Consider the following 13324-nt stretch of genomic DNA (forward strand, 5'->3'; position numbering starts at 1 on the left):
CGCCGCTTTAACGAAGCGGCGTTAGAAGCCCACGATATGTCGCTTCCCCCATCCTCGTCAGACCTGTCCGCCACGGACCTGGCGCTGCGTGCCGCATCGGCCGAACGCCGTGCCGGATGCCGGCTGGGTGCCGCGATCGAGGACTTCTTTCGCGTCGAGCAGGACCGGCTCGACGACCGTGCCCGCGCGCTGATCGGCGCGATGGTGGAGGCAAGCGTCGCGGCGATCGAGCGCGATGTCGCGAGCGCGGCCGCACGCCTGCTCGCGGCGCGCGGTGAGGGACAGGCGGCGAAGGCGCTCGCGGCCAGCAACGCGGGGGTGCTCGCGCGGTTGATCGAATCGGGCCTGCTGCGAGATCGCGCGCTGATGGACGAGATTGTCGCGCAGGCGCGCGTCGACCTGATCGACGAAGCGCTGGTCGCCAACCGCGCGCCGGGCATGACGACGGGATTGATGGCGCGGTTGCGCGATCACGACGATCCGATGGTCCGCGACGCCGCGATCGATTATCTCCTCGCTGACAGCCGCCGCCGGGCGCCGGCCGAGGAACGCCGCGCCGAACTGCCCGCGGAATTGCACCATCAGCTCGTGTGGTGGGTCGCGGCGGCCTTGCGCGAGCGGTTGGGCGGCGTCTCGGCCATCGCGGATCGCGCGCTGGTCGACGCGGCGATGCAGCGGATCGCGCATTTCGACGGTGCGGCCGGGACGATCGTCGCCGCGCACCGGCTCGCCGCCGCGATCGACGCCGATGTCGCGCGCCTGCCCGGCCTCCTGATCGAAGCGTTGACAGAGGGACGATTGACCGTCTTTGCCGCCTTTCTCGCGCACGCGCTGGGGATCGAGATGGACGAGGCGCGCGCGCTCGCGCTCGAGCCCGATGGCGAGCGGCTGTGGATCGCCTTGCGCGCGCTCGGCATGGAACGCGACGTACTGGCGCGGATCGGCTGGGCGCTCGGAGAAGCCGACCGTACCCGCGACGTCGAGGCATTGCCCGACGCGATCGATGCCGCGGCCGTGGTCGCGCCGGAACAAGCGGGCGCGGTCATCGCGCCGTTGATGCTGACGCGCGACTTCCGGCACGCGGTGCGCGCGCTATCGCTCGGCAGCCATTCGTGAGTGAACCCTTGATCCTCCACGCGCGGCTCGATCGCGAGGACCGGCTCGTCGACGCCGACGAGGGGTTCGCCGCGATCAACGAGCGCGCCGGTGGTAGCCGCGGGCACGTCCTCGCGGTCCCGCAATTCAATACGCTGACGCGGCTGGCGCGGCGGTTGCGCATCCTGATCGCGCGCGGGGTGACGATCGCCGACGGCGAGATCGATCTCGATTGCTGGATCAAGGCGACCCCCGGCGACGGGGGCACCTCGCTCGCCGTCTCCATCCTGCGCGAGCGCCCCGCCTGGCGCGCGCCGACCAGCGCGAACACCGTCGCGGCCTTGCCGCCTCCGCCCGGCGCCGATTGGCAATGGGAGGTCGACGCTGAACTGCGCGTCACCCGGATCGACGAACAGGCTGGCGTACGCCACGGCTTCGACGCCGTCGCCGCGCTCTCGCGCCCGCTGACGCGGCTGTTCGCGATGGAGCCCGACGACCACGGTACGGTCGCGATCCTCGACGCGGTGGCGGAACGGGTCGATTTCGACCGGCAGGTCGCAGTCATCCGTGAAAGCGGCGTGCGGGTCTTCCTCGCCGGCTCGGTGCGGCGTGACCCGCTCGGCGGCTTCGACGGTTTCCTCGGCGGTACCTATCTGCTCGACAAAGTAGCGCCCGAGCCCGTCAGCGAGACGTTCAACGCGCGGCTCGATCAGGTCCTGCGCGGACCGCTGGGACGGATCGTCGCCAACGCCGACAGCATCAATGCCGCCGCCGACGGCTCGATCGACCCGCATTACGCCGACTACGCCGCCGATATCGCGAGCGCCGGGCGGCATCTGCTCGGACTTGTCGACGATCTGGTCGACCTCGAGGCGATCGAGCGCGAGGATTTCACCGTCGAGGACGAGCCGATCGACCTCGCCGACGTCGTGCGCCGCGCAGCCGGATTGCTGCAGGTCCGTGCGGCGAACGCCGGCGTGACGATCGACCGTGACGGGTTGGAGCAGTCGCTTCCCGCACGTGGCGAGTTCCGGCGCACGCTCCAAATCCTCGTCAATCTCATCGGCAACGCGGTCCGCTACTCGCCCGACGGCGCGACGATCTGGCTACGCGCGCAACGCGAGGGCGACCGCGCGGTGGTGATCGTCGCCGATCAGGGCAAGGGGATCGCCGAGGCCGATCAGGCGCGCATCTTCGAGAAGTTCGAACGCGTCGACGCGAGCGAGGCGGGCGGTAGCGGCCTCGGTCTCTATATCGCGCGGCGGCTGGCCCGCGCGATGGGCGGCGACCTGACCGTCGACAGCGCGATCGGCTTGGGCGCGCGCTTCCTCCTATGGTTGCCGGCCGGCGCGTAACCGCGCGCGGACGGGCGTGCCGCCCCGCGGCCGCGCTGACGCGGCGGTTCTAGTCCTGAAAGAATGGTCGAACCGGGTGCGGGCGGCACTGTCCTACATGCCAGCATCATGCCACGAACCGATCGTTCTTTGACATCGCATCACACAGACGCGCGCGCACGCGCATGCGTAGGGGTGTGACCTTCGAGTGACCTTCCGAAAGCTGCCGGGATTATCGGAGGGGACGGATTTCACGCCTGCTTACGGCTTCTATCCGAGGTAAGCCTTCGAGCGACCGTGCTGCTGCCATCCGGCAAACTGACGGGCGACGGATCGCCAATCACGGGCGAACGGTCGCCCGCCCTCCGATCGCAATTAACGTCGCAACCGCCGTGCGAGCAAGATCATCAGCAGCCCCGCAACTGCCAACGCCGCGCCATAGTCCGCCCAGATGCTCTGATCGAGCATGAAGCTCGACGCGGGCCAGTGGATCAGCCCGCGACCCTGGCCGATCCACAGCACCCCCATCAGCGTGCATGCCACGCCTAAGACGAGCAGGACCGGCCGGAGCCTTGTCATCTAGATCAACGCTCGCCGACGGGGACGTAGCTGCGCTGCGTCGGTCCGGTGTAGAGCTGGCGCGGGCGGCCGATCTTCTGGTCGGGATCGGTGATCATCTCGTTCCACTGCGCGACCCAGCCGACGGTCCGTGCGAGCGCGAACAGCACGGTGAACATGCTGGTCGGGAACCCGATCGCCGACAAGATGACGCCCGAGTAGAAATCGACGTTCGGGAACAGCTTCTTCTCGATGAAGTACGGATCGCTGAGCGCGATCTCCTCCAGCCGCAACGCGGTCTCGAACACGGGGTCGGACACGTTCAGTGTCTCGAACACCTCGCGCACCGTCTTCTGCATCACGGTCGCGCGCGGGTCGTAGTTCTTGTACACGCGGTGACCGAAACCCATCAGGCGGAACGGATCGTTCTTGTCCTTGGCGCGCGCGATGAACTCGGGGATGCGGTCGGGCGTGCCGATCTCGTGCAGCATGTTGAGCGCGGCTTCGTTCGCGCCGCCGTGTGCCGGACCCCACAGGCAGGCGATGCCCGCTGCCATGCACGCGAATGGGTTCGCGCCCGACGAACCCGCGAGGCGGACAGTCGAGGTAGAGGCGTTCTGTTCGTGGTCGGCGTGAAGGATGAAGATACGATCCATCGCGCGCTCGATCGCCGGATTGACCTCATACTGCTCGGCCGGGACGCCGAAGGTCATGCGCAGGAAGTTGCCGGTGTAGGACAGCGAATTGTCGGGGTAGAGGAACGGCTGCCCCACGCTGTACTTGTACGCCATCGCCGCGATCGTCGGGATCTTCGCGATCAGGCGGTGCGACGCGATCATGCGCTGCTGCGGATCGTGGATGTCGGTCGAATCGTGGTAGAAGGCCGACAGCGCGCCGACGACGCCGCACATGATCGCCATCGGATGCGCGTCGCGACGGAATCCGCGGAAGAAGGTCGCGAGCTGCTCGTGCACCATCGTGTGGCGGCTGATCGTGCGGCTGAACCCGTCGAGTTCGTCCTGCGACGGCAGCTCGCCGTTCAGCAGCAGGTACGCGACCTCCATGAAGCTCGACTTCTCGGCGAGCTCTCCGATCGGATAACCGCGGTGCAGCAGCACACCCTCGTCACCGTCGATATAGGTGATCTCGGAGCGGCACGACGCGGTCGAGGTAAAGCCGGGGTCGTAGGTGAAGGCGCCGGTCTGGCCGTAGAGCTTGCGGATGTCGACCACGTCGGGGCCGACCGAACCCGACAGCACGGGATAGTCGAAGTCCTTGCCCGCCAGTTCGAACTTGGCTGTGTCGGTCATGATCGTCTCCTGTCAGGCCCGCGGGCCGGATGGTTGGCCGGTGGTTTGGTCCGCGATCCGGGCCAGGCTTTCCTCGCGTCCTAGAAGAACGAGTACGTCGAAGATACCCGGCGACGTCTTGCGTCCGGTTAATGCGACGCGGAGCGGCTGGGCCACCTGTCCGAGCTTGACGCCCGCCTCCTCGGCGACCTGCCGCACCGCAGCCTCTGTGGTCTCCGTATCCCAGTTGTGCACTGCGTCAAGCGCGCTGTGGAGCCGCGCGAGCAGCGCCGGTGCGTCGCCGCCGAGCAGCGGCGCGGCGGCCTCGTCGATGCCGAGCGGGCGGGATGCGAACAGGAAGGCAGCGCCGTCGGCCAGTTCGTTGATGTTGGCGGCGCGCGGCTTCAACGCGGGCATTGCTGTTTCGAGTTTGGTGCGGCGCGGATCGTCCTCGGCCTGGCCGAGCTTGTCCGCGACCAACCCGGCGAGCCGCGCATCGTCGGCGGCGCGGATGTAATGGCCGTTCAGGTTCTCGAGCTTCTTCAGGTCGAAACGCGACGGGCTCTTGCCGACGCCCGACAGGTCGAACCAGCGGATCGCGTCGTCGCGGGCGATGATCTCGTCGTCGCCGTGACCCCAGCCGAGCCGCAGCAAGTAATTGTCGAGTGCCTCGGGCAGAATGCCAAGTGCGTCGCGGTACGCTTCGATCCCGACCGCCCCGTGCCGCTTCGACAGTTTCGCGCCGTCCGAGCCGTGGATCAGGGGAATGTGCGCGTAGATCGGATCAGGCCAGCGATCGCCACCAGTCTCTTTGGCGATCGCATCCATTGCGCGGTAGATCGGCAATTGGCGGAATGCGTTGTTGAGGTGATCGTCGCCGCGGATGATATGGGTCACTCCCATGTCGTGATCGTCGACCACCACCGCGAGCATGTAGGTCGGCGTGCCGTCGGAACGCAGCAGGACCATGTCGTCCAGCTCGGCGTTCTGGACCGTCACCTCGCCCTGGACCTGATCGTGAATCGTCGTCGCACCCTCGGTCGGCGCCTTCAGCCGGACGACGAAGGGCTGGTCGGCGGGGCCGTCATCGCGGTCACGCCAGGGCGAGCGGATGCGCAGAGGCTTCTTCGCGGCCTGCGCCTCGGCGCGCATCGCGTCGATCTCGCCCTGCGTCATATAGCATCGATAGGCGTGGCCGTGCTCGACCATCTGATGCGCGATCGCCGCGTGCCGATCGGCGCGCGAGAATTGATAGACCTCCTCGCCGTCCCAATCGAGGCCGAGCCAGCGCATTCCGTTCAGGATCGCCTGAATAGCCGGCTCGGTCGAGCGCGCCCGGTCGGTGTCCTCGATCCGCAGCCGGAACGTGCCGCCGTGATGGCGCGCGTAGAGCAGGTTGAACAGCGCGGTGCGCGCACCGCCCAGGTGAAGGAAACCGGTCGGCGACGGCGCGAAGCGGGTCACGACCTTGGACGTATTGGCGGTCGCGTCGACGGGCGCCGCGGGGGCGTCTGAGTTGGTGGTTGCGCTCAAGCGCGCTTGCTCCCAGGCTGCGAGGAATGTGATGGCCAGTTCAGCCGCGACCGCCCCTAGCAAAGCGCAGCGCCCGCTTCAAATCGCGGCGGCGTGGCGTGGCGCGTGGGAGCGCTGGCTGGAGGCGGAGCGGCACCAACTGGTGCTGTGGATACCTGTGGCACTGGGTGCGGGCGTGGCGGCGTGGTTCGTGCTGCCCGACGCGCGGAGCTGGACCGCCGCGCTGCTCGCGAGCCTCGGCGTCTCGATTGCGGCACTCGCTGGCTTGCGTGGCGGGCGCGGTGCGATGGTGATCGCGGCGGCGCCATTAGGGTTCGCTCTAGGACTGGGGCTCATCTGGTGGCGCGCCGAAGCAGTGCGCGCGCCAGTCCTTGCCCGCGCCGCGATCGTCGGCGTCGAGGGGCGCGTGACACGCATCCAACCGATGCCTGCGCGTGAGCTTACGCGGATGTGGATCGCTGTCGAGCAGTGGAACGGGCGCGTGCGCGCCGACATGCCGTTCCGCGTGCGCGTCAACGTGGACGAGGACGACCTGCCAACTGGCTTGATCGAGGGAAGCCGGGTGAGGGTGCGGGCGAGATTGATGCCGCCTGCGCCACCGGCTGTGCCCGGCGCGTATGGTTTCGCACGTGTCGCATGGTTCGAGGGTCTGGGGGCAACCGGTCGTGCGCTCGAGGTGACGGTTCTGGCGCCTGCCCCCGGCGGGGGCGAAGGTATCCGCACGCGGTTGACCCGGCATATCGAGGCGCGCCTGCCGGGCAGTGCGGGCGGCATCGCGGCGGCGCTTGCGACCGGTGACACCGGCGCGATCGCCGACGACGATGCAGAGGCGATGCGGCGCGCTGGGCTCGCGCATCTCCTGTCGGTCAGCGGACTGCATATCACTGCCGTGGTGGGTATCGTGATGGCGCTGGCATTGCGATTGCTAGCGCTTTCACCTGCGCTTGCGCTGACCGGGCGGGTGCCGCTGCTTGCGGGGGCAGCGGCAGCGGGCGCCGCGATCGGATACACTTTATTGACGGGCGCCGAGGTGCCGACGATCCGCAGTTGCGTCGCGGCATTGATGGTACTTGCCGCACTATTACTTGGGCGCGAAGCCGTGACCCTACGGCTCGTCGCGGCGGGTGCACTGGTCGTGCTGGTCGCGTGGCCCGAAGCGCTCGCCGGCGCGAGCTTTCAGCTGTCGTTCGCCGCCGTGACGGCGATCGTCGCCTTGCACGAACATCCTCGCGTTCGCGCGCTGTTCTTGGCGCGTGAGGAAGCGTGGTGGCGGCGTGTCCTCCGTGAGGGCGGTTCGCTCCTCGCGACCGGCTTGCTGGTCGAGCTCGCGCTGATGCCGATCGCGGTGTTCCACTTCCATAAGGCGGGGTTGTACGGGGCACTCGCCAACATCGTCGCGATCCCGCTGACGACGTTCGTCGTCATGCCGCTGGAGGCAGGCGCCCTCGCATTGGATGCGATCGGCTTGGGCGCGCCCATATGGTGGTTGACTGGACAAGCATTGCAACTGCTGCTCTGGCTCGCGACAACCGTCGCTACCGCCCCGGGCGCAGTTACTTCTTTGCCTGCGATGCCCCGCGGCGCGTTCGGAGTGATGATCGCGGGTGGCGTCTGGGTCGCATTGTGGCGGACGCGCGCGCGGTGGGCGGGGCTGGCGCCGATCGCCGTCGGTGCTGTCTGGACGCTTTCAACCCCAGCACCCGATCTGCTCATCACCGGCGACGGGCGGCACCTCGCATGGCGTGGCGATGACGGGCGACTGGCATTGCTGCGCGATCGGGCCGGCGATTACACGAGGGATACGTTGGCAGAGAATGGCGGCGTGGACGGCGAACTGGCTGCCCTGTCGGAGACGCGCGCTGCGCGCTGCAATCAGGATGTGTGCTGGACTAGCCGGCAGTTTGGAGCGCGTCGCGTCACGCTGCTCGCCACCCGCAGCCATTACCTGATCGACGCGGGCGCTTTCATCGACCTGTGCCGTCGCGTCGACGTCGTCGTGAGCGAACGGCGGTTACCCCATCGCTGCCGCGCGCGCTGGCTGACATTTGATCGCGGGGCGTTGCAGCGGACCGGCGGGGTCGCGGTGACCTTGACCAATGCTCAGATAACTACGGTACGCACGCCTGACGACGCACATCCGTGGATTATGCGTAGCGGCGGAGAATTCCGGCAAGTTTGCCTTGAACGCGCACTTGGGCGGGGGTGTAGCGCTGCGGATCGTAGGCGCGGTTGGCGGGGTCGAGGCGCACCATCGCGCCTTCGTGACGGAAGTATTTGAGCGTCGCCTCGCTGTCGTCGATCAGCGCGACGACGATTTCACCGTCGCGCGCGACCTCCTGCTTGCGGATGAGCGCGTAGTCGCCGTCGAGGATGCCCGCCTCGACCATCGAATCGCCCGACACCTCGAGCGCGTAATGTTCGCCGGCGCCGAGCAAAGCGGCGGGGACGGGGAGGCTGGTCGACCCCTCGAACGCCTCGATCGGGACACCCGCGGCGATGCGGCCGTGGAGCGGGATCTCGACCACATCGTTCGCGGGTTCGGGCAGGTCGCGCCCCGCCGTCGCCGGTTTCGGCGCAGCGCCGTCGGCGCGTTCGGGCACGCGCAGGATTTCGAGCGCACGCGCGCGGTTGGGCAGCCGTTTGATATAGCCGCGTTCCTCGAGCGCGCTGATGAGGCGGTGGACACCCGATTTCGACTTGAGGTCGAGCGCTTCCTTCATCTCTTCGAACGACGGAGACACGCCGGTGGTGGCCAGCCGGTCTTCGATGAAGCAAATCAGCTCGTGCTGCTTGCGGGTGAGCATCGCGCGGCTCCTTTCGTGAACAGATAAAGAACCTTTATGGAACAGCGGATGTTCCGTCAAGCGAGGGACCTAGCCGATCATCAGGATTTCCGCCGAGTCGCCGGCGTTCGCGGCGGCAGCGTGCGGCGGGCGCACGATGAGGCAGGTCGAACGCGCGAGCGTGCGCAGCATCGAACTGTCCTGGATGGTCGACGCATAGGCGCGTCCGTCGCGCAACTCGGCGCGCAGATAGTCGCTGCGCGCACCATTGGCGGCGAGCGGTTCGCCCAGGATCGCGCTGGTCGGGCGGGGGAAGGGGTGAAGCGCACCCGAGAGATGCGCGACGAGCGGACGCACGAACAGCAAGGCGGTGACGAACGCCGACACCGGATTGCCCGGCAGCCCCACGACCGCGGTCGCGCCGCGACGCCCGGCGAGCATCGGCTTTCCCGGACGCAGCGCGATGCGCCAGAAATCGAGCGAGAAGCCCGCGGCATCGAGCGCGGGACGGACCAGATCATGGTCGCCGACCGACGCGCCGCCGGTGGTGACGAGCACGTCGGCCTCGACCTGCGAGAAGGCGACGGTCAGCGTGTCGAGGCGGTCGGGAAGGATACCGAGATCGACGAATTCGACCGGCAGATCGGCGAGCAGCGCGCGCAGCAGCAGGCGGTTGGATTCGGGCAGGGCGTCGGCCCCGGCGTCGCTGCCGGGTTCGACCAGCTCGTCGCCGGTGGCGGCGATCGCGACGCGGATCGTCCGGGCGACGGGAATGCGCCCGACGCCGCCCGTCGCGCAGACCGCGAGCCGGGCAGGGGTGAGCCGTTCGCCCGCATCGACCAGCACGTCGCCGTGCGCGAAGTCGAGCCCGCGGCGGCGGACGTTGCGCGCGAGGAAGGGCGGACCCTCTCCTGCGAGGATGAGGCGGTCGCCGTCGCGTTCGGCTTCCTCCTGCACCAGCACGGTGTCGGCCCCGTCGGGCATCGCGGCACCGGTGAAGATGCGCGTCGCCTCACCCGCCTCGACACGGCCGGCGAAGGGGTTGCCGGCCGCGCTTTCGCCGACGACGCGCCACGGTCCGGGCAGATCAGCGAACCGGATCGCGTAGCCGTCCATCGCGGACAGGTCGCGCGCGGGCTGCGTCCGTGCGGCGACAATCGGCTGCACCGCCCAGCGACCGAGCGCGGCGTGGATCGCAACCTCTTCGGACGCGGCGGGGGTGCCGAGCGCCAGCACGCGCGCTTGCGCTTCCTCGACGGGCAACAGGGTCATGCGGGGTTCCATCGATGGAGGCGGCCGAGCACGATCGCGAGCGCGGCGACGTGAACCGCCTGCTGTACTTCGCCCGCCATCGCGCGGCGGACGACGTCGTCGACCGCGATCCAGCGGCGGCGGACGCGTTCGCTGGGTTCGTCCTGCGGCGGGGCGACGCAGCGCGTGCCGCGCGCGAGGACCGCGTGGCAGCGGTTGGTGTGGATCGCGGGATTGGGGCTGAGCGAGGCGACGACCTGCCAGTCGTCTGCGACGCAGCCGGTTTCCTCGAGCAGTTCGCGGCGGGCGCCGGCGATGAGGTCGGCGTCGCCCGCATCCACGCCGCCGCCCGGCAGCTCGAGCGAGACGATGCCGCGGGCGTGGCGATATTGCTCGATCATCAGCAGACGGTCGGCATCGTCGAGCGCGACGATCAGCGCCCAGTCGGGATAGTCGGTGACGTAATAAGGCGCGATCGTCGCGCCGTCCGCGGTGACGCAGGTGTCGGCGTGGAGCGTCAGCCAGCGGTCGGCGATCAGCGTGTCGCGCGCGGCCAATCGCCACGGCGCGACGGGCGGATCGCCGAAGTCGGTCACCGCCGCCAGTCGCCCGAGCGGCCACCGCTTTTAGCGACAACCTGAATGTCGTGGAGGACCATCGCCTTGTCGATCGCTTTCGCCATGTCGTAGACGGTGAGAAGCGCGACCGAGACGGCGGTGAGCGCCTCCATCTCAACCCCGGTCTTTCCGTCGGTGCGAACGGTCGCGGTGGCGGCGACACCGTCGTCGGACACGTCGAGGTCGAGCGAGACGCGCGTGATCGGTAGCGGGTGGCAGAGCGGGACGAGGTCGCTGGTTCGTTTCGCCGCCATGATGCCCGCGACGCGCGCGACCGCGATCACGTCACCCTTTTTCACCGCGCCGGCGCGGATCGCGGCGACCGCCTCCGCCGACATCGCGATCCGCCCGGTGGCGGTCGCCTCGCGCCGGGTCACGGCCTTGTCGCCGACGTCGACCATGTGCGCGGCACCGTCGGCGTCGAGGTGGGTGAGAGCGCTCATCCGACCAGCGCGCGCGTCGCTGCCTCGACGTCGGGCTGGCGCATCAGCGCTTCGCCGATCAGGAAGCAGCGGATGTCGTGCGCGGCCATCGTGTCGAGGTCGGCGCGGGTGGTGAGGCCGCTCTCGGCGACAAAGGTGCAACCCTCGGGCGCATGGGCGACGAGATCGTAGGTGCGGCGATAGTCGACGGTGAAATCGCGCAGGTCGCGGTTGTTGACCCCGATGAGGCGCGAGCGCAGCCGCGCGGCGCGCTCCATCTCGTGCGCGTCGTGCACCTCGACGAGCACGTCGAGCCCGACGTCGATCGCGGCGGCCTCGCATTCGGCGAGTGTCGCGTCGTCGAGCGCGGCGACGATCAGCAGGATCGCGTCGGCGCCGAGCGCGCGCGCCTCGATCGCCTGCCACGGGTCGATCGTGAAGTCCTTGCGGATGACGGGCAGGTCGCACGCGACGCGCGCGGCCTGGAGAAAGGCGTCCGAGCCCTGGAAATATTGCTCGTCGGTCAGCACCGACAGGCAGGTCGCGCCGCCCGCGGCGTAAGCGCGCGCGTGCGCGGGCGGATCGAAATCGGCGCGGATCAGCCCCTTCGACGGGCTCGCTTTCTTGATCTCGGCGATGAGCGCGTGGCGGCCCGCGGCGACGGTGCGGTCGAGCGCGGCGCGAAAGCCGCGCGGTGGCGACTGTTCGGCGACGCGCGCGTCGAGATCGGCGCGCGTGGTCGCGGCCTTGCGCGCGGCAACCTCCTCGCGCTTGGTGGCGATGATCTGATCGAGAATGGTCATGCGTAGGCGATCCAGCGGTCGAGCAGCGCGTTCGCGTCGCCGCGGTCGATCGCCTCTGCGGCGCGCGCGGCGGCATCGGGCAGCGCGACCTGCTGTCCTGAGAGAACGAGCGCGGCGGCGGCGTTCAACAGCACCGCGTCGCGGTAGGGGCCGTGCTCCCCGAGCAGTAGGCGCCGGAGCGCGACCGCGTTGAAGGCGGCGTCTCCGCCGCGGATCGCGCTGGTCGGGTGGCGCGTGAGCCCCGCGTCCTCGGGTGAGATGCGCGCGGGAAGCGCGACGTCGCCGATGCTGACGACGACGGTCGCGCCCGCGCCGGAAATTTCGTCCAGCCCTTCCTCACCCGAGACGACGAACGCGCCCTCACTGCCGAGTTGCGTTAGCGCCTCTGCATAGACGGGGGCGTAATCGGGGCGGGCGATGCCGATCAACTGGCGCGTGACGTGCGCGGGGTTGGCGAGCGGGCCCATCAGGTTGAAGATCGTGCGCCGGCCGATGCGGCGGCGAATCGGGGTGATGCGGCGCATCGCCGGATGATGGTTGGCGGCGAACAGGAAACAGATGCCGAGGTCGGCGAGCGTCTGCTCCGCCTGCGCGCCCGCGCGGTCCATGTCGAGCCCGAGCGCCTCGAGCGTGTCGGCGGCGCCCGCCTTCGACGAGGCGGCGCGGTTGCCGTGTTTCGCGACCGGCACGCCGCAGGCGGCGACGACGAGGCTGACCGCGGTCGAGACGTTGAGCGTGTGCTGCCCGTCGCCACCGGTGCCGCAGACGTCGATCGCGCCCGCCGGCGCGGTAATCGGGATCAGACGCTCACGCAGCGCGCGCGCGGCCTCGGCGATCTCCAGGCTGGTCTCGCCGCGGATCGAGAGCGCGACGAGGAACTCGGCGATCGCCTCCTCGGTGGTGCGCCCGTCGAGGATGTCGGCGAACGCCTGCGCCGCGCTCTGCCGGCTGAGCGGCGAGGCGGGATCGGGCAGCTGCGCGAAACTGGTCACGCCGCCGCCCCGGTCTGGATGCCCGCGATGCGCAGGAAGTTGGCGAGCAGATCGTGGCCGTGCTCGGTCGCGATGCTCTCGGGATGGAACTGCACGCCGTGGATCGGCAGCTCTCGGTGGCGCAGGCCCATCACCGACGCGTCGCCCGCTGTCGCGTTGACGACGAGGCTGTCGGGCACGTCGGTGACGATCAGCGAATGGTAGCGCGTCGCGGTGAAGGGTGAGGGGAGGTCGGCGAACAGGCCGGTCCCGTCGTGCTCGACCGGGCAGGTCTTGCCGTGCATCAACCCGCCGCGGCGCACGGTGCCGCCGAAATGCTGGCCGATCGCCTGATGCCCCAGACACACGCCGAGCAGCGGGCGCCGCGCCTCCGCACAGGCGGCGACGAGGTCGAGGCTGATGCCCGCCTCGTTCGGGGTACACGGTCCCGGCGAGACGAGGAACGCGGTCGCGTTGCTCGCCAAGGCGTCGGCGGCGGAGAGCGCGTCGTTGCGCACGACCTGAACCTCCGCGCCCAACTCCATCAGGTAGTGGACGAGGTTCCAGGTGAAGCTGTCGTAATTGTCGACCACGAGGATCATGCGCGCCGCCATAGCCGATGCGTGGCGGCGCGCAACGTGTTGCACCCGCGTTACGCGCGCGAAATC

At 69.2% G+C, this 13324-nt stretch carries 12 protein-coding genes and 1 pseudogene; 3 read left to right on the forward strand and 10 right to left on the reverse strand.

The window, feature by feature from the left end; translation table 11 throughout:
* Positions 1-36: 36 nt before the first annotated feature.
* Together KZ810_RS02020 and KZ810_RS02025 are read left to right on the forward strand one after the other, a co-directional pair.
* A complete protein-coding gene (locus KZ810_RS02020; protein ID WP_219767314.1) occupies positions 37-1116 on the forward strand; it encodes a DUF2336 domain-containing protein in 1080 nt (359 codons plus the stop codon).
* A complete protein-coding gene (locus KZ810_RS02025; protein WP_219767315.1) occupies positions 1113-2450 on the forward strand; it encodes a sensor histidine kinase in 1338 nt (445 codons plus the stop codon). Before KZ810_RS02020 ends, KZ810_RS02025 begins: the two co-directional genes overlap by 4 nt.
* Before the next feature lie 354 nt (positions 2451-2804).
* Here the strand turns inward: KZ810_RS02025 and KZ810_RS02030 are convergent, their stop codons facing one another.
* From KZ810_RS02030 to gltX, 3 genes are read right to left on the reverse strand one after another with little or no spacing between them, the layout of a single operon-like run.
* Positions 2805-3008, reverse strand: a complete 204-nt coding sequence (locus KZ810_RS02030; protein WP_219767316.1) for a hypothetical protein — start codon at positions 3006-3008, stop codon at positions 2805-2807.
* Positions 3009-3013: 5 nt separating this feature from the next.
* Positions 3014-4297 carry a citrate synthase gene (locus KZ810_RS02035; protein WP_219767317.1) on the reverse strand — a complete coding sequence of 428 codons (1284 nt, stop codon included), beginning with the start codon at positions 4295-4297 and terminating at the stop codon, positions 3014-3016.
* A gap of 12 nt (positions 4298-4309) precedes the next feature.
* Positions 4310-5809 carry a glutamate--tRNA ligase gene (gene gltX / locus KZ810_RS02040; protein ID WP_258044283.1) on the reverse strand — a complete coding sequence of 500 codons (1500 nt, stop codon included), beginning with the start codon at positions 5807-5809 and terminating at the stop codon, positions 4310-4312.
* A 31-nt stretch (positions 5810-5840) separates the two neighbouring features.
* On the opposite strand from gltX, the pseudogene KZ810_RS02045 reads away from it, so the two are divergent.
* Positions 5841-7385, forward strand: a pseudogene (locus KZ810_RS02045) (ComEC/Rec2 family competence protein); the annotation flags it as partial.
* A 568-nt stretch (positions 7386-7953) separates the two neighbouring features.
* Here KZ810_RS02045 and lexA read toward each other — a convergent pair.
* From lexA to KZ810_RS02080, 7 genes are all read right to left on the reverse strand, one after another.
* Positions 7954-8613, reverse strand: a complete 660-nt coding sequence (lexA, locus tag KZ810_RS02050) for a transcriptional repressor LexA (protein ID WP_219767318.1) — start codon at positions 8611-8613, stop codon at positions 7954-7956.
* A gap of 69 nt (positions 8614-8682) precedes the next feature.
* Positions 8683-9864 (reverse strand): molybdopterin molybdotransferase MoeA, encoded by a 1182-nt coding sequence (locus tag KZ810_RS02055; protein ID WP_219767319.1) that lies wholly within the window; start codon positions 9862-9864, stop codon positions 8683-8685.
* Complete coding sequence (locus tag KZ810_RS02060; RefSeq protein ID WP_219767320.1) at positions 9861-10439, reverse strand: NUDIX hydrolase; 579 nt, start codon at positions 10437-10439, stop codon at positions 9861-9863. Before KZ810_RS02060 ends, KZ810_RS02055 begins: the two co-directional genes overlap by 4 nt.
* A complete protein-coding gene (gene moaC / locus KZ810_RS02065) occupies positions 10436-10903 on the reverse strand; it encodes a cyclic pyranopterin monophosphate synthase MoaC (protein WP_219767321.1) in 468 nt (155 codons plus the stop codon). The genes KZ810_RS02060 and moaC overlap by 4 nt, the downstream gene beginning before the upstream one ends.
* Positions 10900-11685, reverse strand: a complete 786-nt coding sequence (gene trpC / locus KZ810_RS02070; protein WP_219767322.1) for an indole-3-glycerol phosphate synthase TrpC — start codon at positions 11683-11685, stop codon at positions 10900-10902. The genes moaC and trpC overlap by 4 nt, the downstream gene beginning before the upstream one ends.
* On the reverse strand, positions 11682-12677 hold the full coding sequence (trpD, locus tag KZ810_RS02075; protein WP_219767323.1) for an anthranilate phosphoribosyltransferase: 996 nt from the start codon (positions 12675-12677) through the stop codon (positions 11682-11684). Before trpD ends, trpC begins: the two co-directional genes overlap by 4 nt.
* On the reverse strand, positions 12674-13258 hold the full coding sequence (locus KZ810_RS02080; RefSeq protein WP_219767324.1) for an anthranilate synthase component II: 585 nt from the start codon (positions 13256-13258) through the stop codon (positions 12674-12676). Before KZ810_RS02080 ends, trpD begins: the two co-directional genes overlap by 4 nt.
* Positions 13259-13324 lie beyond the last annotated feature (66 nt).

It is taken from the genome of Sphingomonas citricola, from assembly GCF_019429535.1.
Taxonomy (GTDB): Bacteria; Pseudomonadota; Alphaproteobacteria; order Sphingomonadales; family Sphingomonadaceae; genus Sphingomonas; species Sphingomonas citricola.

Bases quoted from the DNA above. Each gene is read 5' to 3' on its own strand.
- moaC (WP_219767321.1), bottom strand. From the start codon at position 10,903: ATGAGCGCTCTCACCCACCTCGACGCCGACGGTGCCGCGCACATGGTC.
- KZ810_RS02020 (WP_219767314.1), top strand. From the start codon at position 37: ATGTCGCTTCCCCCATCCTCGTCAGACCTGTCCGCCACGGACCTGGCG.
- KZ810_RS02030 (WP_219767316.1), bottom strand. From the start codon at position 3,008: ATGACAAGGCTCCGGCCGGTCCTGCTCGTCTTAGGCGTGGCATGCACG.
- KZ810_RS02080 (WP_219767324.1), bottom strand. From the start codon at position 13,258: ATGATCCTCGTGGTCGACAATTACGACAGCTTCACCTGGAACCTCGTC.
- KZ810_RS02055 (WP_219767319.1), bottom strand. From the start codon at position 9,864: ATGACCCTGTTGCCCGTCGAGGAAGCGCAAGCGCGCGTGCTGGCGCTC.
- lexA (WP_219767318.1), bottom strand. From the start codon at position 8,613: ATGCTCACCCGCAAGCAGCACGAGCTGATTTGCTTCATCGAAGACCGG.
- trpC (WP_219767322.1), bottom strand. From the start codon at position 11,685: ATGACCATTCTCGATCAGATCATCGCCACCAAGCGCGAGGAGGTTGCC.
- KZ810_RS02035 (WP_219767317.1), bottom strand. From the start codon at position 4,297: ATGACCGACACAGCCAAGTTCGAACTGGCGGGCAAGGACTTCGACTAT.